18 protein-coding genes and 1 pseudogene are annotated in these 20,195 nt (G+C 30.3%); 6 read left to right on the top strand and 13 right to left on the bottom strand.

Annotation, left to right across the window (positions count from 1 at the left end):
• Positions 1 to 6: 6 nt before the first annotated feature.
• From Q0O83_RS01070 to uidA, 5 genes are read left to right on the top strand one after another with little or no spacing between them, the layout of a single operon-like run.
• Positions 7 to 1,176: a Gfo/Idh/MocA family oxidoreductase gene (locus Q0O83_RS01070; RefSeq protein ID WP_294093271.1), complete on the top strand. Its 1,170-nt coding sequence runs from the start codon at positions 7 to 9 to the stop codon at positions 1,174 to 1,176.
• Between the two features lie 2 nt (positions 1,177 to 1,178).
• Entirely contained in the window at positions 1,179 to 2,165 is a 987-nt protein-coding gene (locus Q0O83_RS01065) for a Gfo/Idh/MocA family oxidoreductase (protein ID WP_294093269.1), read from the top strand.
• Positions 2,162 to 2,968: a sugar phosphate isomerase/epimerase family protein gene (locus Q0O83_RS01060; protein ID WP_294093267.1), complete on the top strand. Its 807-nt coding sequence runs from the start codon at positions 2,162 to 2,164 to the stop codon at positions 2,966 to 2,968. The genes Q0O83_RS01065 and Q0O83_RS01060 overlap by 4 nt, the downstream gene beginning before the upstream one ends.
• Before the next feature lie 17 nt (positions 2,969 to 2,985).
• Positions 2,986 to 4,413, top strand: a complete 1,428-nt coding sequence (locus Q0O83_RS01055) for an MFS transporter (protein ID WP_294093265.1) — start codon at positions 2,986 to 2,988, stop codon at positions 4,411 to 4,413.
• Positions 4,414 to 4,436: 23 nt separating this feature from the next.
• The gene (gene uidA / locus Q0O83_RS01050) at positions 4,437 to 6,275 is read left to right on the top strand and encodes a beta-glucuronidase (protein WP_294093263.1); all 1,839 of its coding nucleotides are present in this window, start codon (positions 4,437 to 4,439) and stop codon (positions 6,273 to 6,275) included.
• Between the two features lie 52 nt (positions 6,276 to 6,327).
• Here uidA and mscL read toward each other — a convergent pair whose 3' ends face one another.
• The 4 genes from mscL to Q0O83_RS01030 all read right to left on the bottom strand — a co-directional run bounded on the left by mscL (position 6,328) and on the right by Q0O83_RS01030 (position 9,192).
• The gene (mscL, locus tag Q0O83_RS01045; RefSeq protein WP_294093259.1) at positions 6,328 to 6,723 is read right to left on the bottom strand and encodes a large-conductance mechanosensitive channel protein MscL; all 396 of its coding nucleotides are present in this window, start codon (positions 6,721 to 6,723) and stop codon (positions 6,328 to 6,330) included.
• Between the two features lie 35 nt (positions 6,724 to 6,758).
• Positions 6,759 to 6,998: a hypothetical protein gene (locus tag Q0O83_RS01040; RefSeq protein ID WP_294093257.1), complete on the bottom strand. Its 240-nt coding sequence runs from the start codon at positions 6,996 to 6,998 to the stop codon at positions 6,759 to 6,761.
• Between the two features lie 81 nt (positions 6,999 to 7,079).
• Positions 7,080 to 8,411 carry an MATE family efflux transporter gene (locus Q0O83_RS01035; RefSeq protein ID WP_294093256.1) on the bottom strand — a complete coding sequence of 444 codons (1,332 nt, stop codon included), beginning with the start codon at positions 8,409 to 8,411 and terminating at the stop codon, positions 7,080 to 7,082.
• A gap of 73 nt (positions 8,412 to 8,484) precedes the next feature.
• A complete protein-coding gene (locus Q0O83_RS01030) occupies positions 8,485 to 9,192 on the bottom strand; it encodes a hypothetical protein (protein WP_294093254.1) in 708 nt (235 codons plus the stop codon).
• Positions 9,193 to 9,360: 168 nt separating this feature from the next.
• Between Q0O83_RS01030 and Q0O83_RS01025 the strand changes: the two genes are divergently transcribed.
• Positions 9,361 to 10,083 carry a hypothetical protein gene (locus Q0O83_RS01025; RefSeq protein WP_294093252.1) on the top strand — a complete coding sequence of 241 codons (723 nt, stop codon included), beginning with the start codon at positions 9,361 to 9,363 and terminating at the stop codon, positions 10,081 to 10,083.
• Between the two features lie 58 nt (positions 10,084 to 10,141).
• On the opposite strand, the gene Q0O83_RS01020 is transcribed toward Q0O83_RS01025, so the two are convergent.
• The 9 genes and pseudogenes from Q0O83_RS01020 to Q0O83_RS00985 all read right to left on the bottom strand — a co-directional run bounded on the left by Q0O83_RS01020 (position 10,142) and on the right by Q0O83_RS00985 (position 20,130).
• Complete coding sequence (locus Q0O83_RS01020) at positions 10,142 to 11,464, bottom strand: IS3 family transposase (protein ID WP_294093250.1); 1,323 nt, start codon at positions 11,462 to 11,464, stop codon at positions 10,142 to 10,144.
• Between the two features lie 117 nt (positions 11,465 to 11,581).
• A complete protein-coding gene (locus tag Q0O83_RS01015) occupies positions 11,582 to 13,189 on the bottom strand; it encodes an AbgT family transporter (RefSeq protein ID WP_294093248.1) in 1,608 nt (535 codons plus the stop codon).
• Between the two features lie 233 nt (positions 13,190 to 13,422).
• A complete protein-coding gene (locus Q0O83_RS01010) occupies positions 13,423 to 15,120 on the bottom strand; it encodes a flavocytochrome c (RefSeq protein WP_294093246.1) in 1,698 nt (565 codons plus the stop codon).
• Positions 15,121 to 15,257: 137 nt separating this feature from the next.
• Positions 15,258 to 15,863, bottom strand: a complete 606-nt coding sequence (locus tag Q0O83_RS11845; protein ID WP_366515942.1) for a copper homeostasis protein CutC — start codon at positions 15,861 to 15,863, stop codon at positions 15,258 to 15,260.
• A gap of 27 nt (positions 15,864 to 15,890) precedes the next feature.
• A pseudogene (locus Q0O83_RS11840) lies at positions 15,891 to 16,298 on the bottom strand (MOSC domain-containing protein); the annotation flags it as partial.
• A 1-nt stretch (position 16,299) separates the two neighbouring features.
• Positions 16,300 to 17,280, bottom strand: coding sequence for a GTP 3',8-cyclase MoaA (gene moaA / locus Q0O83_RS01000; RefSeq protein ID WP_294093241.1), 981 nt, complete (start codon positions 17,278 to 17,280; stop codon positions 16,300 to 16,302).
• Between the two features lie 32 nt (positions 17,281 to 17,312).
• Positions 17,313 to 18,275 (bottom strand): aromatic acid exporter family protein, encoded by a 963-nt coding sequence (locus Q0O83_RS00995; RefSeq protein ID WP_294093239.1) that lies wholly within the window; start codon positions 18,273 to 18,275, stop codon positions 17,313 to 17,315.
• A gap of 163 nt (positions 18,276 to 18,438) precedes the next feature.
• On the bottom strand, positions 18,439 to 19,887 hold the full coding sequence (panF, locus tag Q0O83_RS00990) for a sodium/pantothenate symporter (protein WP_294093237.1): 1,449 nt from the start codon (positions 19,885 to 19,887) through the stop codon (positions 18,439 to 18,441).
• A gap of 9 nt (positions 19,888 to 19,896) precedes the next feature.
• Positions 19,897 to 20,130, bottom strand: coding sequence for a YhdT family protein (locus Q0O83_RS00985; protein WP_294093235.1), 234 nt, complete (start codon positions 20,128 to 20,130; stop codon positions 19,897 to 19,899).
• Between the last annotated feature and the right edge of the window lie 65 nt (positions 20,131 to 20,195).

The raw sequence follows: 20,195 nt of genomic DNA, 5'->3' as shown, positions 1-20,195 counted from the left end.
ATAGATATGTTAAGAGTTGGAATAGTTGGGATAGGGTTTATGGGGAAAGTACATGTGATGTCGTTTACAGACAAACCTTTAATACCAAACGGAACAGTAAAAAATGCAAAGTTAACAGCAGTTTGTGATATAGATACAGAAAAATTAGAGTGGGCAAAAGGGATTATTCCTGAATTGAAAACTTTTACTAGTTTTAAAGAGATGTTAAGTTCTGGTGAGATTGATGCAGTTATAGTTGCAACACCACACTATTTACATCCAATAATGGGAATAGAAGCTATTAAGCAAAAGATACATGTACTTTTAGAAAAGCCAGTTGGAGTGTTTACAAAAAATATTGAGGAGTTAAATGAGATATCTGAAGAAAACAGGGATGTTACATTCGGATTGTTATTCAATCAAAGAACTAATCCATTATTTATAAAAGCTAAAGAGATAATAGATGCTGATGGTATCGGAACATTTAAAAGAGTGAATTGGATAATAACAAATTGGTATCGTCCACAAAAATATTATGATAACGGAGAATGGAGAGCAACTTGGGCTGGAGAAGGTGGAGGAGTTCTAATAAATCAAGCTCCACATCAGATAGATATGTGGCAATGGCTTTGTGGAATGCCTAATAAGGTGAGAGCGTATTGTAAATTTGGAGAGAATAGAGATGTAGAGGTTGAAACAGATGTAACAGCATATGTAGAGTATCCAAATGGAGGAAACGGAGTATTTATAACTTCTACTCACGACGCCCCAGGAACAAATAGACTTGAAATCATTGGAAATAATGGAAAAATTGTAATAGAGAATGATGTATTAACTTATAAAAAACTTCTTGTTCCTGAAAATGAATTGAATTTAGTTGCAACGGCAGATTTAAGAAATCCTAAGAATACACCTCAAGTAGAAGAAACAATATATACATCAAAAGATTTAGGAGAAGTTCCTTGGGGAGTTGAGCATGCCTTAGTTATAGAAAATTGGATAGATGCTATAGAAGGGAAAGATAAGCTAATAGCTCCAGGAATAGAGGGAATAAAAGCTTTAGAACTAATAAATAGTATGCTTTTATCAACGTTTTTAAATAAAGAGATTAATTTACCAATCGATAAAGATGTTTATTATGAGGAGTTAATGAAAAAGTGTGCAACATCTAAATACACAAAGAAATGGAGCATTTAGTTATGGAAGAAAAAAGAGTAGGTGTGATTGGATGTGGAGTTATAAGTGATGTACATATACCTTTAATAAAGAAAAATCATAAATTAGTTGCAGTGTGTGATTTAAAACTAGATGTTGCAAAAAAAATCGGTGAAGAAAATGGATGTAATTATTATAGAAATTTTGTTGATATGCTTGAGAATGAGAGTTTAGATTCAATACATATTTTAACACCACACAATATAAGGTATGAAATAGCTGAGTTAGCATGTAAAAAAGGAATTCATTTTATAATAGAAAAACCATTAGCTCATACTTATGAAGAAGCTCAAAAGTTGATAGAGCTTCTTCAAATCTATCCAAATGTTGAAGCAACAGTGGTATATCAAAATAGAAGAAATAGAAGTTATATAAAGTTGAAAGAGGAATTGGGCAAAGGTGAAACTGGAAAGGTTAAAGGCTTAGAGGCAACAGTATTTTGGAGAAGAGATTTAAACTACTACGAAGCTGCTCCTTGGAGAGGAAAGATGCTTGAGAGTGGTGGTGGACTACTTATAAATCAAGCAATTCACACAATAGATTATTTGCAAGATATTGGAGGAGAGATTGAAAACATATCTGGCCAAGTTTTTAAACTTAAAAATCTAACACTAGATGTAGAGGATACAGCTTCAATAAAGTTAGATTTTAAAAATGGAGTTCAAGGATTCTTTAGCGGGACTTTATGTAACTTTAATAATACGAGTGTAACTTTAAAGGTTTACTGTGAAAATGGAACTTATACGATAAGAGATGGAAAACTTCTGTTAAGTAAAGATAATGAAGAAGTAGTTTTAGAAAGGGATGAAAAAGGAGAGATAAAAGATTACTATGGGGCTTCACATGAAAAAGAGATTGATTGTTTCTACAACTCTCTTGGAAAAAGTAAAAAATTATATCTTCCGTTAGAAGAATCTCTAAAAAGTTTGAAAATTATAACGGATATCTATAAGGAGAGTGACTTAAGATGAAAATTGCAGTACAGATGATAGGTTATTTTATGCCTTATTTAAAAGAGGGAAAGTCTGTTGAACTTTCTTTTGCAAAAGAGTCTTTAATAAATGCAAAAGAGATGGGATATGATGGAGTTCAACTTTCTGGTTTTGGAAGAGTAACAGATGAAGTTATAGATTTTTATAGAGATACATGTAAAGAGTTAAATCTTAAAATAGTAGCAACACATATAAACTTTTTAGATTTGACTCAGAATTTGGAAATGGTAATAAAGGCGCATAAGGAATGGGGATGTGACTTGTGTGGGATAGGTGCTATGCCAATGGAATATCAAGGTAGTTATGAAAAGTATGTAGAGTTTTCTAATCTTATAAATAAAATTGGTGGGGACCTTTTAAAAGAAAACATATTCTTTATGTATCATATGCATGCTTTTGAATTTATGAAGTTTAATAAAAAATTTGGATTGGATATTCTTATGGAGAATACAAATAAAGAAAATGTGAAGTTATTAATTGATACATATTGGGCTCAATATGGTGGGGTAAACATATTGAGTTTAATTGATAAATATAGTGATAGATTAAATACAATTCATTTAAAAGATATGAAAATAGTTAGTACTGGGGAGAAGTTCTTTGATTTAGGAAAACAGGTGATATGTCCTTTAGGAGAGGGAAATATAGCATTTGAACCTATTGTAGAAAAGATAAAAAGTTTAAAAATAGATTGGATTATTATAGAGCAAGATTACTCTTTAGATGAAGACATTAGTGGTGATTATAAAAAGAGTCTTGAGTTTTTAAAAAAAATAGTGTAATAAGGGGAGTGTAACAAATGGAAATGTATAATCGTTCGAAATCATATAAGATTGGACTTTTTGTATTAAATAACTCAGCAACAAATTTAGCTATGTTTTTAACACTTTACTATATGTACTACACACAAAATATATTGGGGTTATCTGGGGTTTTAGTTGGAATAATCGCAACATGTATGAGGCTATTTGATGGAATAACAGATCCTATCATAGGTTATTTTATAGATAAAACTGATGGTCGATTTGGAAAATTTAGACCGTTTATGCTTGTAGGAAATATAATAATAGTAACTAGTTTATTTGCAATTTTTAATACACCATTAGAGTTTTCACAGATGGGAAAATATATATGGACGACCTCTTTTTATGTGGTTTACATAATAGGTTATACATTTCAAACCGCTTGTACAAAAGGTGGGCAAGTAGTTTTGACAAACGATCCTAAGCAAAGACCACTGTTTTCAATATTTGACACAATATATAATACGATAATATTTACAGGTGGAATATATGTATTGATGAGCGTGATTGCTCCAAGATACGAGGCTGGACTTTTAAGTCCTGAACTTTGGACATTTGTATCAAAGGCAACTGTAATTCTTTCAGTGGGATGTACGATATTAGCTTTGATTGGAATATGGGAAAAAGATAGAACTGAGTTCTTTGGCATGAATAAAAGTATAAAGCTAAAATTTTCAGATTATGTTGATGTTTTGAAAAACAATAGAGCTATACAGATGTTAACAATTGCAGCTTCAACAGATAAGTTAGCTATTAATGCAATGAAAGGTGTTTCGGTTTATCTGTTTGCAAACATATTACTTGATTCTAAATTACAGGGAAGTTACTCAGCGATGACAGGAATACCAATAACAATAATGGGTATATGTGGATTGTTTTGGGCTAGAAAAGTAGGGTTGAAAAAATCCTTTGTGGTGACAACATGGCTTGGAATGATTTCAACAGTCATAGTTTATATATTAGGAATGACAGGAGCTAGTACGACACTATTTTTAACTTTTATGTTTATACAGCAAGGGTTTTCGGCAGTTTCAAGTCCGATAGTGATTCCTATGATTGCAGATGTAACAGATTACGAGTTATATAGATCTGGTAAATTTATTCCAGGGATGATGGGAACACTATTCTCGTTTATAGATAAATTTGTTTCATCTCTTTCAACAACTATCGTAGGATTTGCATTAGCTTATGCAGGTGTAAGTAAGACAATAATTTCACCAAATACTTTTATAAGTACAAAGTTTAATTCGGTAGTACTTTTTGTATATTGTATAATTCCAATTTTAGGTTTTGTAGCATCTTTAGTGGCAATGAAATATTATGAGTTAAATATAGAAAAAATGAAAGATATCCAAGACTCTTTAAATTCACAAAAAAATGAGTATGAAGAGGAACTTATGGATGAAAAATTAGAGTTAGCATAAAAAATAAAAAGCGAGGTAAATAGATGTTATACCCAATAATGACAACAACTAGAAATTTAATAGATTTATCAGGAGTTTGGAGATTTAAGTTAGATGATGGAAAAGGAATTGAGAATGAATATTTTAAAGATAGATTGAATGGTAAAGTGTATAATATGCCAGTTCCTTCAAGTTTTAATGATTTAATAGAGGATAAAGAAGTAAGAGAGCACGTTGGTGCAGTATGGTATGAAAAAGAGTTTGAACTTTCAAAAGGGATTTTAAATGAAGATAGAGTTGTTTTAAGGTTTGGAAGTGTAACGCATAAGGCAGTTGTCTTTTTAAATGGAAAAGAGATTTGTAGAAATAAAGGTGGTTTTCTTCCTTTTGAAGTAGTCTTAGAGAAAGATATGTTAGTGGATAGAAATAGACTGACGATTTTGGTTGATAATACTTTAGATAATACAACTTTACCAGTTGGTGGAGTTAGAGAGTTAGATAATGTTTCAAAAGGTTTAGAAGAGTTAATGATACCTAAAGTTAAAAGACATACAGCATATTGTGTGGACTTCTTCAATTATAGTGGTATCCATAGACCTGTAAAAATATATACAACTCCTAAAGAGTTCATAGAAGATATAACTTTAATAACAGATATAGTAGAAGAAAAAGGAGTTATAGATTACAGTATACAAACCTCTTTTGATGGGGATGTATTAGTAGAAGTTATAGATAAAGAAGGAAAAAATATAGCGACTGCAACTGGAAAAAATAATAAGATTGAAATAGAGAATGCTAAACTTTGGGAGCCAGGTGCAGCATATCTTTATGAGATTAAAGTTACTTTAAAAGATGGAGATAAAATATTAGATGTTTATTATGAAAAATGTGGAATAAGAACAGTGAAAGTTGAAGCTGGAAAGTTTTTAATCAATGGAAAACCATTCTATTTCAAAGGGTTTGGAAAACATGAGGATTCAAATTCAAACGGTAGAGGATTAAATGAAGTTATCAATAGAAAAGATTTTAGTTTGATGAAATGGATTGGAGCTAATTCATTTAGAACATCACACTATCCTTATTCAGAGGAGATTATGAGATTAGCAGATGAAGAAGGGATTGTTGTAATTGATGAGGTTCCAGCTGTAGGGCTTCATGTAAACTTTATGAATACTTATATGGGAATAAAATCTTCTCAGTCAACTTGGGAAGTTTTAAAAACAAAAGAGCAACATGAAAAAGATATAAGAGAACTTATAAAAAGAGATAAAAATCATCCCTGTGTAGTTATGTGGTGTGTTGCAAACGAAACAGCTTTAGAAGAGGAAGGATCGTATGCATACTTTAAGCCAATAATAGACTTAGCAAGAGGTTTAGATGCTCAAAAGAGACCAATTACATTGGTATCTCATATAGCATATCCTTTAAATACAGAGGAAGCTCATAAAGTTTGTGCTGAGTTAGATGTACTGTGCTTTAATAGATATTATGGTTGGTACTGGGGTGTTGGTGAAGTTGAATTAGTTGAAGGTGTGATTGTTAAAGAGTTAGAGATGTGGTGGGACCATCATAAAAAGCCTATGATGTATACAGAGTTTGGTGCTGATACGGTAAATGGTTTAAAAGAGACAACGCCTGTTATTTACAGTGAGGACTATCAACAGCTTTATTATGAAGTTCATGGAAGAGCTTTTGATAAGATGGAATACTTTATAGGTGAACAAGTTTGGAACTTTGCAGACTTTGCAACAAGATATGATAGTATAATGAGAGTTGGAGGAAATAAAAAAGGAATCTTTACAAGAGAGAGAAAACCTAAAATGGCAGCATATACATTAAAGAAAAGATGGGAGCAAATTCCAGACTTCAATTATAAAAAATAAATTTAAAAATAAAAAGAGTGTATTGATTAAAATAATCGATACACTCTTTTGTCTATTTTTTAGCTAACAAATCTCTGATTTCAGTTAAAAGATTCTCCTCATTTGTTGGAGCTGGCGGAGCAGCAGGAACTTCATCTTTTTTACGAAGTTGATTTATAGCTTTTACCATTAAGAAAATGCAGAAGGCTATAATTGTAAAATCAACAACTGATTGAATAAAATTACCATATCTTATTGCAGCTTCAGGAATAGTTCCTTCAGCAGGTTTAATAACATATTTGAGGTCTGTAAAATTAACTCCTCCCAATAGAATACCAACAATAGGCATTAAAAGGTCATTAACAATAGAAGTTACAATTTTACCAAAAGCACCACCGATTATAACACCGACTGCTAAATCGATAGCATTACCTTTAATAGCAAACTCTTTAAAATCTTTTAAAAACATCTGTATCCCTCCTTATAACTTAAAATTTATAGATATTAAGAAATTTCAATAGCTTTAAGAACATCGCAATCTAAAGCATTGCGGTATAAACCTAAAACAGTAGGGATTCCATCCGATTCATCAGATTTAGAAACCATAAACTCTTTTATTTTAATTTTATGACATTTTTTACATTTATATATATAGTAGAGCTGACACATCTCATTACCATAATCATCAGTAAAATTTTTCTTAGCTAGACCTAAAAATTCATAATCGTGTACAAAATGCAACATAAGACTTCCCTCCTTTTGTTAAAAGTATTATGTTATCTATATACGAAATAAAAGTTGATTTCTTTGTTCTCTTAAAAAAAATTATGTAGTTTTATTATTTCTATTTTTTAATCCGATAGCAGCACCAGTCATAAATGTCATAAAGTCTGCAAATGGGAGAGATAACCAAACTCCGTCTATACCAATAAAGTTTGGCAAAGTAAAGATACCGATGATGATAAACACAAAACTTCTACCAAAAGATAAGAAATTTGCAATAGTAGCTCTTTCCATAGATTGTAAATAAGATATATGGATAAAGTTAGCTCCTAAAAATATAACAGCTGATGAGTATATAAGTAAGCCTCTAGAAGCTAATTTTATTAACTCTAAGTCTCCGTTAAAGAACTCGATAATAAAATCTCTCTCAAAATATACGAGTGAAAGAATTAATAAAGAAACAACAAGAGATATTTTATGACCTAAAACTAATGTGTCTTTTATTCTACTCCATTGTTTAGCACCAAAATTGTAACTGATAATCGGTTGGATTCCTTGTGCTAAACCATTAAAAATCATTCTAAAAACATAAAATATATAAGCAATTATACTAAATGCAGCTACTCCAATTTCACCAGTTAAAACCATCAGAGTCGAATTAAATAAAATTGTGATTACAGCAACTGCGAATTCTAGAATAAATGAAGGGAATCCATTTATACAAATTCTTTTAATTGCATTAAAATCAATACTTTCTTTAATAAATTTTATTTTACAATCTTTTCTTAAGAAATAAGAGAGTAAAAATAGTGCTGATGCCATTTGAGCAATACCAGTTGCATAAGCTGCACCATACATTCCCCATTTAAATTTAAGAATAAATAGAGCATCTAAAAATATATTAACTACAGCTCCAATTCCCATAGACGCCATAGCAAAATTAGGGCTGTTGTTATTTCTAACTACTGCATTAAGAGAGATAGACAACATAAAAAATATACTGAAAATAACACCTGGAATTAGGTAAGCTTTTGTTAGATAGAATAACTTATCACTACTTCCCAAAAAGTAAATAATTTTATTTTGAAACATGAGTGTTAAAGAACATATTATGATGTAAGAAATAACATTTAAAATAATCATATGTGAAAAATATTTATTAACATCATTTAATTTACCTTCTCCTTGCTTTATAGAGATAACTGTCGCTCCACCAGTTCCAAACATTAGGCTTAAAGCAATTGTTAAGGTGATAACAGGATATGCAACGTTAATAGCAGCTAATCCATCTCCACCAATACCTCTACCTATAAAAATACCATCGATAATAACATAAAAAGCTGAGATTAACATTCCCATTACAGCTGGAAAAGAGAAGTTAAAAAAAAGCTTACTTATAGAATCTTTTTCTAAATCAATTGATTTAAATTTCATTATTTACTCCTTTAAATTTTTTACGCCGAGGTAGATTATAGCATAAAAAAAAGAGACTGATAAGTCTCTTTGTTCAAAAAAGTTTTTCTTTTATAAAAAGGTTTTTAATGTTTTTTATTGCTCCAAAAACAATGATTTTATCATGGGTTTCAAGTATTGTATCTCCAGTTACGGGATTACTACTATCGTCAGGCTTTATAACAGTCAAGATTTGAAGATTATAGAATGATCTAATATGAGAGTTTTTTAATTCTGTATTTAAAAGTTCTTCTGGTAGATTTGTGATTGTAACCTCAGCAATAACTTCAGATTTGAAAATTCCTAAAACCATAATAGGATTGTCTTGGTTTTTGAATATTGCTTTTATACCAATCTTACTAATTATTTTATCAAAGCGTGTTTTTACAAAGTTTACTTTTAATAAGATATACCAGATTATAATGATAAAAATTACAGCTAAAATAGCTTTGAGTATAATTTGAAGGCTATTTTCATCATTTAATCGTGTAAAAAAATTTATAACCATTGAAACTATTGTAACGGAAAAAATATAACCAAAAAGTATGGTAATAAAAGCTAATTTTTTTCTTTTGCGTGATGAGGTAATTAGTTCGCTTTCGACAGTTGTAAAACCACAAGTAGTAAGCATGGATATAACTTGGAAGCGAGCTGTTTCTTCTGTTAAACCAGTAAGTCTGAAAAGAATTGTAAATATTTCACATATTAAAAGATAGGCTAACATTAAGCTAAAAAATGCTAAGATTGCGAAATCAGTACTCATAACACCACCTACATAGAATAATTTGTATAAAAATAAGTACTGTAGAAAAGAGAAAATCCTTTAATAAATTTTGAAAAAAGTATTCTACAAAAGGATGTTTTTTTAAAGGAAGAGATAGAGCTTTGTAGAAAAGAGAGATATCATTAAATTTAAGTTTTGGAGGGAATTATGGAGTTGAAATTTAAATTTTTAGGCAAATCTTGTTGGGTATTAGAGGTAGATAAAAAATTTAAAATTGGATGTAATCCATCATTTTTAATAAAAAAGGGAGAAGATATTAAGTTTGTTGGACCAGAGGATGAAAGTTTCAAAAATGTAAAGTTGTGGTTATTAACAGAATGTTCTCCGAATCATTTTGACGAAGAGGGTGCTAAAGTTATTGAGGAGGACTCTAAAATTATAAGTAGAAAAGAGTGTGGGAAACTCTTAAGAGATAAAAAAAATTCAAATATTGATTTTTTAGATTGGTTTAAAAAAAGAGAGGTTGAGATAAAGGGCTATAAAATAATAATCGAGGTTGTTCCAGCATACAAAGGAGGAGGTTTTTTATCAAACCCTATTTCGGGAAAAGTTAATGGTTACTTTTTAACAATATTTAATAAAAATTCCGAAGTGAAAAGAATTTATATAACAGGAGATACAATTTATGCTGAAAATATTATAAAAACATTGATATATTATCCTGTGGATACAATGATTGCAAATATAGGAAGAATAAAAAATAATTATTTTAGTGATGATAAAACTATGGATTTAGTAATGTTAAATAGTTTTATTAGAACTTTAAATCCAGAAAATGTCATAACAATATTTTCTAAAGGTGAAGCTGCAAGAAAAGAGATGAGGAAATATATAGATATAATAGAGCTAGGAGAAGAAAAAGATATTTAATAAAAAAAGGATGAAGAATAAAATGGACCCTATGTCAAGGACATATTAAAAAAGAAAGTTAAATATTTAAAAGCTGATTCTTGTATTGTACAGGAGTCAGCTTTTTTAGATTCCATTGGCAACGATAATTATTGTAATAATCAATGTAGTTTTCAATAATCTTTTCTAATTCAGATAAAGTTTGACAAGTTCTATATGGAACTTCATCTTTCATGTGCCCAAAAAATGATTCTTGAGGAGCATTATCCCAACAATTACCACGTCTTGACATCGATTGACCGATATTTAAAGATTTAAGTAACTTTTGAAACTTTGGACTTGTATAGTGACTCCCTTGATCAGAATGAACAAAGGCATCTTTTGATAGCGTTACTTCAGTATTGGATACTAAATTCTTAATAGTATCTAGCGCAATATCTATAGTAATTTTATCTGATACTTTATATGCTAGAATTTCGTTAGTAGAAGAATCTTTTATGGTCGACAAATAAGCCATATTAGAATTAGAATATGGCAAATAAGTTATATCTGTTAGCAATACTTTTCCTGGAATATTTTGTTTAAATTCTCTATTTAATAAATTAGGAACAACACTATGCTCTTTATTAGCTTTGGCTATACGTTTATATGGATTAGCTTTTCTAATGGGGCATATGATTCTATATTTTCTCATAATTCTTTGAATACGTTTTCTATTGTAATTAACTCCAAACGTATTCTGAAGCGTCATCTTTATTGAACGAGACCCTTTCTTATAGCCTTTAAATTTAAAAGCTTTTAATATATCATTTTTAACGAGTTCGTCATCTAATTCCCTACTTTCTTGAATATCTTTTGAATTTAAATATCGATAATATCCAGAACGTGAAACATCAGCTAAAGAACATAAATATTTTATCACATTTTGTCCAACTAGTTTTTGAACAATGAATTCAATTAATTTAAATATTTTCGAAGCTGCAATTTTACCGTTTATCACCTGCCTTTCTTGCAGCTCTAACTTTTTTAATAGTTCAACCTCTGCTTTTAGAAATTCAATTTCAGCATTTTTTCTAGAGATGATTTCATCTTTGGTTAACTCACGCTGAAGAGGTCGCCCGCTGTTATTCTTTCGAGTGTCATCAAGTCCTAAAATACCATGCTTATTGTATGAACTTCTCCAACGATTACTAGCGCAATCAACACGATATATTCCAATGACATCAACATCAAAACTTGCTTCTTCAAAAATTTGTCTAGAACTTTTTCCTTTCTCATACTCTGCAATAAAATGTATTTTAAACTCATTAGAGTATGTTATTGCTTTTTCACTTACTCTAATAACATATTTATTTTTAGATAACTGTTCAATTTGGTTTTTTGTAAATTTTATTTTACTCATAAAAATCACCTCTTAAATATTATTATACAAAAAAAAGACCCTACAAGATAGACTCGCTTTTTTTACGTGTCCATCCTATAGGGTCCATTTTAGAAAACTCTTCATCCTTTAATTTTTTTACATAAACATGCTAACTCCAGGTCCGATTGGTAATCCTAAGTAAGTCCATGCAACGAACATTATTGTCCATCCAATTAAGAATACGATAGAGTATGGTAACATCATAGCTATGATAGTTCCAATTCCCATTGATCCCTCTTTCTCTTCATACTTAGATGCGAATCCAACTATGATTGGGAAGTAAGACATTAATGGAGAAATAATGTTAGTAGTTGAATCTCCAATTCTATATGCTAATTGTGTATATTCAGGAGTTAATCCTAACTCAACAAACATAGGAATGAATACTGGAGACAACATTAACCATTTAGAAGAAGCTCCTCCGATAAACAGGTTAACGAATGCAGTTAAGAAGATTAATCCAACAGCAGCCCAGATTCCAGAAATTCCTAAATCTTTTAATACATCAGCAAGTTTAACAGCTATAACAATTCCAATGTTTGATTTAGAGAAAACATAAACGAATTGAGCTGAAACGAATATAATAACTAAAACTTGTCCACAAGATGCCATAGCTTTAGTCATAGCTTTTATAACATCTTTATGTGATTTAACAGTTTTAGCAGCAATACCGTAAGCTAAACCAGGAATAAAGAATGCAAGCATTAAGATATATACTATAGAATCACTGAAGAATGGCTTTAAAATTTCCATTGTTCCAGGTTCTCTATTATTTGCAGCGATAAACTTTGTAATCTCTTCTGAAGTTAATCTGAATACAGCATTTTCAGGCAATACCATTGCAAGAATTAGAGCGATGAAAGCGATAGTTGCAAATCCAGCAGCTCTTAAACCTTTCTTCTCTTCAGGAGTGATTTGATCACTTAGATTAACATCGTCTTTAGGACCTTTATAGTCACCTAATCTAGGTTCAACAATCTTATCAGTTATCCAAGCTCCAACAAATGTAATGAAGAATGTAGAAGCGAACATGAAGAAGAAGTTTGCCGTAGGAGTAACTGAGTACCCAGGTAAAACTATTTGTGCAGCTGTAGTAGTAATTCCTCCAAGTAAAGGATCTGTAGTTCCAATTAGAAGGTTAGCTGAGAATCCACCAGAAACTCCCGCAAATGCTGCAGCAATTCCAGCAAGTGGATGTCTTCCAAACGATAGGAAAATAACAGCTCCAAGTGGAATAAGAACAACGTATCCAGCATCAGAAGCGATGTTTGACATAACTCCAGCGAAAACAACAATAGCAGAAACTAGTTGTCTAGGAGTTGAGATAACAATTTTTTTAATGATAGAGTTCAGTAGACCAGTTCCTTCGGCTAATCCAACTCCAAGCATAGCTACAACGATTGATCCAAGTGCAGCATGTCCTGTAAAGTTACTAACTGTTGTACCGAAAATAGATCTAATTCCGCTTCTAGTTAGAAGGTTTTGAACATAAGTTGTTTTTTCAATAACTTGACCTGTGGCTCTTGAGATTTCTTTATAGTTAACAGAAACCCCCATTGATGACAGAATCATAGAAAAAATAATAGTTACCACAAAGAAACCGAAGAACATCGCAACTGGATGAGGTAACTTGTTTCCTGTAACTTCAACAAAGTTTAGGAATTTTTCAAAAAAGCTCATTTTTTTTGTAGAATTTGTAGACATTTTTTCCTCCCTAATAATAAAGTGAATTATGGAATAAGTGAACAAACTGAAAAGTTTTTTTCACAATTTCCATTTATGAAATATATTGAGTCTATTGATGTGGTATAGTCTCAACAAATTTTAACATAAATTGTATTATAAATCAATACAAAACTTTAAAAAAAATAAAAAAAAACGCATTTATTTTAAAAAATAGATGCGTTTTAAAAACTATAAGTTTGTTAATGAAACAATTATTTAGAAAATGAGCTAGCATTCTCTCCGGCAACCTTACCAAAAACAGTGATATCAACAACAGCATTTCCACCTAATCTGTTGCTTCCATGAACTCCACCAGTGACTTCACCGGCAGCAAATAATCCAGGAATTGGTTCGTTATTTGATAAAACTTGAGCATTCTCATTTATTTTGATTCCGCCCATAGTATGATGTACAGCAGGAGCTACTTCAACACTATAGAAAGGTCCCTCTTCTAAAGTTGTAGGTAAACTTTGTCTGCTAAATTCAGAATCGTTTCCTTTTTTTACACTTTCGTTATATTTAGTGAAAGTCTTCTCTAATTCTTTAGCTGAAATATTTAATTTTTCAGCAAGATCCTTGATAGAGTCGCCTTTTGTCAAATAACCTTTTTTATCATAGCTATCAATAGCTTTTAAACTTTTTTTAACTTTTTCATCAAACATAAGAAATGCGCTGTTACCTTTTTGATCAAGCTCAGCTTTAGAAACAACATCTCTAGTTTCTAATTCGTTTACAAATCTTTTTCCATCTCTATTGATAAGAATAGCACCATTTCCTCTAACAGCTTCTGTAATCATAACACTATTACTAGGAATAACAGTTGGATGTGTTTGAATTTGTTCCATATCAACAAAATCAACATTAAGTTCTTTAGCCATCGTTATACCATCACCAGTGGCACCTTTGTGGTTTGTTGTACCAAAACCTTCAAGAGATTCAACATATTGGACAATCATATCAGAGTTTGCTCCGAATCCTCCAGTAGCAATAACAACTGACTTAGAGTTGATTATATATTTTTGACCGTTTGGAGCTTTAACAACAATTCCTCTAATAGCTTCACCATCGTAGATTAGAGATTCAGCAAAAGTTGAAAGTCTAATATCTATTCCAGAGTTTTTAGCGGTTTTAGAAAGAGCAGCAATCATATCTGGTCCAACAGGAGCTCCACCAGTAGGTCTATGAGTTCTATCAACACTTTGACCTCCCATTCTACCAAGGTCAGTTAAATCAGCACCTTTAGAGATTAACCAATCAACGATTTCAGCTGAAGAGTTGGCCATTTTTGTAACTAAATTTTTATCGTTAGTATTTTTTCCACCTTTCATAGTATCTTCAATAAATATGTTTACAGAATCTTTAATGCCTTTATTTTTTTGAATAGATGTTTCAGCAGCATTAAGTCCACCAGTGGCATAGTTAGTATTTCCTCCTAAAATAGCAGCTTTTTCAACTAAGATAACTTCAGAACCATTATCTTTAGCAGCGATAGCAGCTGTAAGGCCTGCTCCACCGCCTCCAATAACTACCACATCAGTAGTAACATCATTATAAGTAATGGCTTTCTTTTCTCTAGCCGTAAGCTTTGCACCAGACTCTTTGATAGCCCTATCGATAGCTCTTTTTAATCCTACACTCGTTGATGTAGCACCCGCAACATTATCTACTTTAACAGATTGAGTTTCAATAATATCTGTAATAATTGAATTCATACCATCTTTCGTAAAACTACTTTCTTTTTCCTCTAAAACTTCAATGTTTTTAATTTCATTATCAATGATATTAACTTTAACTTTAATATCCCCATTGTATCCTTTAGCAGAAGAAACATAATCTTTTCCATAAGCTAAAGTTGTTGTTAAAAGTAAAGAAGTTAAAATACTGATATATTTTTTGTTAAAAAACTTCATAAAAATAATCCTCCTGTCATTTATCTATGTAATAATACTAATATACAATAGTCATATTGTAAAGTATAAGTGATTAAAAATCAAGTTTTATATAATAAAAAATGACGAAAAGTACATATTTCGTCATTTTTAGGATTCTAAACTATTTTTTTTCCGTGATATTCACAACTAGGAATTAAGTTATTTATCTCTTTAAAATTCTCCTTTGTAACACCGCCACAAACGATAATTTTAATTTTATTTTGGGCAATAGAAATAAATTTATTTAAAAGTTCAGCACCTTCAAAAGCTGTTGATTTTTTACCAGACGTTAAAATTCTATCAATCCCTAATTCAGCTAATTTTAAAATATCTTTTTCAGGATTTTCTATCTCATCAATAGCTTTATGGAAAGTGATACTCATAGGTTTAGCAAGAGTTACAAGCTCTTTTAATAGTGTATAATCAATTTCATTATCATCTGTTAGAACACCAAAAACTACCCCTAAAACACCAAGTTCTTTACAAATTTTAATATCCTCTTTCATAATTTCAATTTCATCTTTAGAGTAATTAAAGTTTCCACCTCTAGGCCTAATCATTACGAAAGCTGGAATTGCAAGTTCTCTAATTTTTTTTATTGTTCCATAAGAGGGAGTTGTTCCACCTTCATGAAGGTTTTCACACAATTCAATTCTATTAGCACCATTTTTTATAGCGATAAGAGCTTCTGAATATGATCCAACACACGCTTCTAAAGTAATAGGAGATTTAATAACCTCAATAGGAGTATTAGGTGAGATATTTCCACCTTTAATTACTCTTGCAAATACACCTTCACGAGGCATTATGCAGTCCCCAACTCTATAGTAAATTTTACAGTGGTGATGACACTGTTTCCCTTTTTGAGTTATCTCTAATAGTGATTCACCAATTTTTAAAATAGAACCTACAGCTAAATTATTTAAGTCGATTCCCTCGATAATTAAATTTTCTCCAAAAGCTCCAAAATCTACATTTCCACCTTTTTTATTAAACTCTTCAATTTTTTCAAGTTCTAAAAGACTGATTTGTCTATGCCAATTTCCAGCATGAGCATCTTTTTCTAAACCAAAATTTTCAATTAAAACCCCATTCTCCACGACAGTTTTCTCAGTTCCCTTTTTTTCACTGATACAAATCGCAATAAGTTTTCCCATTTTATCCTCCTATTTTATTCATCCCTTTTGTTTCAATATTCTCAACGATATCTGTAGAGTTCATCTTGTGTTCTTTAGGTTTTTTATTATAGATAGCTTCCTCTATAAGTTTTGCTAAATCTTCAACAGATATGTTATGTTTTAGATGGGCTGATAAATCAATTCCTTCATTGTAGTGTAGGCAAAGTTTTAAAAATCCATCTGATGTAACTCTAATACGATTACACTTGTCACAAAATCCATTAGAAAGTGGACTTATGAAACCAATCTCCCCTAAAAATCCTGAAACTTTATAATATGATGCAGGACCATCAGTGATTTCATTACAATTTTTTTCTAAATTGTAGTGAGACTCAATAAAAGATAGTATTTCAGAGTTTTTCATAGAAATAAATTTTTTACCTTCACCAATAGGCATAAGCTCAATAAATCTAACTCCAATATTTAAATTTTTAGTTAAATTAACAAAATCTAAAATCTCATCATCATTGACACCTTTCATAATAACAACATTTAAACGAACTCTATCAAAATTGGTTTCTACAGCTTTTTTTATAGTTTCAAAAATTTTGTTAAAGTTTCCTCCACGAGTTATTTCATTATATTTTTTTTCGTTTAAACTATCTAGGCTTATATTGATTCTATCCAGTCCGTTTTTTTTAAACTCTTCTAAATTTTCTAAAAGATTAAATCCATTTGTGGTAATTGCAATTTTTTCGATCCCTTCAATTTTATCTATTTTTTTCAAAATTTCAGGAAAATCTTTTCTAACTAAAGGTTCTCCACCTGTGATTCTTATTTTTTTGATTCCAATTAATGAAAATGCTTTAACAATTTTTTCAATTTCGTCACTACTTAATAGATTAGATAGTTTTGAAAAATTATTAGAGTTTTCAGGAAGACAGTATTGACATCTCAAATTACAGTTATCTGTAATAGAGAGTCTTAAATAGTTAATCTGTCTGTTGCTTTTATCTAACATAGGCTTTCGACTCCTTAAAGTGTTTATAAAAATTATTTTTCGTAATCTTTTTTAAATTCAATCTTTGCATTTAGAAACTCTTCCATCTCTTGTAGTAATTGAAATAGAGTAGCTCTATTTTCAAATTCAGCTCTAGTTTTAGGAAGTGGAAAGTTTGAAAAAAGCTCTTTTAACTCTTTATGCTCGACAATAAGAGGAGTTGTTTTTTTGTCGATTTCAATATTATCAGCAACCTTTAGAATAAAATCAGCTATAATAAGACTGTAATCATGTGTTATGTATAGTCTTTTGAAACATGTTCTCATTCTTGTGAGTATTCTATATTGTCTTCTTCTTAAAGAGAAAAAATTTAAATCTTGATTACATTTATCAAAAAGAGAGTTATCGTAATCTAATAAAGAAAACTTTCTCCCCTCCTCAATAGTTGCTTTTAAAGAACGGAAATTTTTATCCTCATCAACTGAAACACAACTACATCTTAAACTTTCGGCAATATCAATTAAAATAGTTTTCAATATACTATCAACTTTTAATTTAATAGAGTCAATAATCTTAGAGTTTGTAGGCATATATAAGTTAAGAAGATTTCCTACAGATAATCCGAGTATTAGAACATAAAATTCATTTAATAAGAAATCAATAGAGATTGATTTTTCACTTAAAATATGAGTTGCTAAAACCGTTGTAACTAAAAATCCTTGAACTATTCTAAATTTCATACAAAGAGGCATAAAAAGAAGAATAAATATTCCAAGCGTGATATATTCATACCCTAAGAAAGATGATAATAAAATAAATAGAGACATCCCTAAAAGAACAGCAAAGAATCTTTCGATTGTAATTTTGATACTATCACTTTTAGTTGCTTGGATAGATATAATTGCAATAATACTTGCAGTTAATCCATATTTTATACCGAAATAGTCAGCAAGATAATATGATAAAAAAGAAGCTAAAGCTGTTTTTAAAACTTTATGATCAAAATATTTAAACATATTTTTCTCCAGGGTTTTCCATGTTGTAATTAAAAAAAGTTTTCATAAATTCCTCCCTTGCAATTGTTTCTACATAAATTATATATAAAAAATTGAAAAATATCAAAATAAAATATATAAAAAAAATACCTCACTTTTTGCTGAGGTATTTTAAAAAATAATATTAGATGTTAAAAAAAGTATCTATTGTTTCATCATCAGGTTTTTCTCCTAAATATGACCCTATTACAAAAACAATTAAACTCATAAAAATTACAGGAACAATTTGATGTAGTCCTGAGAATGAAATTTTGAATACAGAGAAATATATAAATGAAGCGACACCAAATATCATAGATGAAATAGCTCCGATTGCATTTGCTCTTTTCCAGTATAATCCCATAATAATAGGACAGAAAAATGCAGCTTCTTGACCAGCTAAAGCAAATAGATTTATCCAAACAAGTAAGCTAGGTGGATCAAGTGCTAATAAAAATACAATGATTCCAATAAAAAGCGATGTGAATAGTGAAAGCTTTTTAATTTTAGTATCACTTGGATTTGGATTGATATAGTTGATATATAAATCTTTTACAATAGTTGCTGATGAAAGAATTAAGAATGAATCAACAGTAGACATTATAGCAGCAAGAGGTCCTCCAATAAATACACCAGCTAAAATAGGGTGTAAATTTGAAATTGCTAGAGTTGGAATGATTTTATCACCAATCTCTACTCCTGGAAGGATAGCTACTCCCATAACACCAATTAGATGCATAACTAACATAAGAATTCCCACAACTGAGGTACCAATAATCATAGCATTGTGCATTGATTTACTATCTTTAAATCCCATGCATCTAACAGATGTAGCTGGTAGACCTAAAATGGCTACTCCCACCAGCATCCAGAAAGATAAAATAAATGGCTTAGCAATAGCTCCACCAGCGTCTGGAGTTAAAAGTGATGGATTAGTTTGTTCTATAGATCTCATAATATTTTCCATACCACCTCCAACTTTAAGCATTGTAAAGAATAATATTCCAGATGCGACTAACATAACACCACCTTGAATGGCATCAGTTAAAGCTACAGCTCTAAATCCACCAATCGTTGTATATGTTATAATAACAAATGAAAATATAATTAAACCAACAATATAAGGTAAGCCAGTAACACTTTCAAATAATCTAGCGCCTCCAACAAAGTTAGCTACAATTGTTCCAATGAAAAAAATAAGCATGATAACAGATCCCAAAATAACAACTATATCATTTTTATATCTAGCTCTTAAAAGGTCAGTGATTGTTAAACCACCAATTTTTCTTGAGATTATAGCTAGACGCTTTCCTAAGATTCCAAGAGTTAAAAAGGCAGTCGGTGTTTGTATACACGCTAAAAGAACCCACCCAAGTCCCATTTTATAAGCTACTCCAGGACCTCCAATAAATGAGCTTGCTCCGATGTAAGTAGCAATAATTGTCATAGCTAAAACAAATCCACCCATATTTCTACTTCCAATAAAATATTCTTCCATAAAATCAACACTACCACTATTTTTGATTTTATTAACTTTCCAAGCAACTCCTAGCATTAAACAAAGGTATAAAATAATCGGTAAAAGTATAAGCATTTAATCCTCCTAATCTAAATCGATATCTTTGAAAAATAATTTTACTGCTATAAATACTAAAATGTTTATAACAACTAACCCCAAAACACATGAATAAAAAAACCAGCTAGGTAAACCTAAAATAAATTGATTGCTTTCTGCTTTGTAGATGTAAGCAAAATAATACCACCAGCAAAAATAAAAGGCATAAAGAAGAACTGTAATAAGAGCTTCTTTATTAATTTGTCTAATATTTTTTCTCATTATAAAAACCTCCCTATTAAAAATAAATAATATAAAAAAAGAGAGCAAGTAATGCTCTCTTTAGA

The sequence above is a fragment of the uncultured Cetobacterium sp. genome (assembly GCF_945952365.1).
In the GTDB taxonomy this organism is placed as follows: Bacteria; Fusobacteriota; Fusobacteriia; order Fusobacteriales; family Fusobacteriaceae; genus Cetobacterium_A.
The sequence above is the reverse complement of the archived record's forward strand: the minus strand, read 5'-3'. Positions and strand labels throughout refer to the sequence as shown.

Excerpts from the sequence above, each read along its gene's own strand:
- Q0O83_RS01070 (WP_294093271.1), top strand. The coding sequence starts at position 7 with ATGTTAAGAGTTGGAATAGTTGGGATAGGGTTTATGGGGAAAGTACAT.
- Q0O83_RS01065 (WP_294093269.1), top strand. The coding sequence starts at position 1,179 with ATGGAAGAAAAAAGAGTAGGTGTGATTGGATGTGGAGTTATAAGTGAT.
- Q0O83_RS01060 (WP_294093267.1), top strand. The coding sequence starts at position 2,162 with ATGAAAATTGCAGTACAGATGATAGGTTATTTTATGCCTTATTTAAAA.
- Q0O83_RS01055 (WP_294093265.1), top strand. The coding sequence starts at position 2,986 with ATGGAAATGTATAATCGTTCGAAATCATATAAGATTGGACTTTTTGTA.
- uidA (WP_294093263.1), top strand. The coding sequence starts at position 4,437 with ATGTTATACCCAATAATGACAACAACTAGAAATTTAATAGATTTATCA.
- mscL (WP_294093259.1), bottom strand. The coding sequence starts at position 6,723 with ATGTTTTTAAAAGATTTTAAAGAGTTTGCTATTAAAGGTAATGCTATC.
- Q0O83_RS01040 (WP_294093257.1), bottom strand. The coding sequence starts at position 6,998 with ATGTTGCATTTTGTACACGATTATGAATTTTTAGGTCTAGCTAAGAAA.
- Q0O83_RS01035 (WP_294093256.1), bottom strand. The coding sequence starts at position 8,411 with ATGAAATTTAAATCAATTGATTTAGAAAAAGATTCTATAAGTAAGCTT.
- Q0O83_RS01030 (WP_294093254.1), bottom strand. The coding sequence starts at position 9,192 with ATGAGTACTGATTTCGCAATCTTAGCATTTTTTAGCTTAATGTTAGCC.
- Q0O83_RS01025 (WP_294093252.1), top strand. The coding sequence starts at position 9,361 with ATGGAGTTGAAATTTAAATTTTTAGGCAAATCTTGTTGGGTATTAGAG.
- Q0O83_RS01020 (WP_294093250.1), bottom strand. The coding sequence starts at position 11,464 with ATGAGTAAAATAAAATTTACAAAAAACCAAATTGAACAGTTATCTAAA.
- Q0O83_RS01015 (WP_294093248.1), bottom strand. The coding sequence starts at position 13,189 with ATGTCTACAAATTCTACAAAAAAAATGAGCTTTTTTGAAAAATTCCTA.
- Q0O83_RS01010 (WP_294093246.1), bottom strand. The coding sequence starts at position 15,120 with ATGAAGTTTTTTAACAAAAAATATATCAGTATTTTAACTTCTTTACTT.
- moaA (WP_294093241.1), bottom strand. The coding sequence starts at position 17,280 with ATGTTAGATAAAAGCAACAGACAGATTAACTATTTAAGACTCTCTATT.
- Q0O83_RS00995 (WP_294093239.1), bottom strand. The coding sequence starts at position 18,275 with ATGTTTAAATATTTTGATCATAAAGTTTTAAAAACAGCTTTAGCTTCT.
- panF (WP_294093237.1), bottom strand. The coding sequence starts at position 19,887 with ATGCTTATACTTTTACCGATTATTTTATACCTTTGTTTAATGCTAGGA.
- Q0O83_RS00985 (WP_294093235.1), bottom strand. The coding sequence starts at position 20,130 with ATGAGAAAAAATATTAGACAAATTAATAAAGAAGCTCTTATTACAGTT.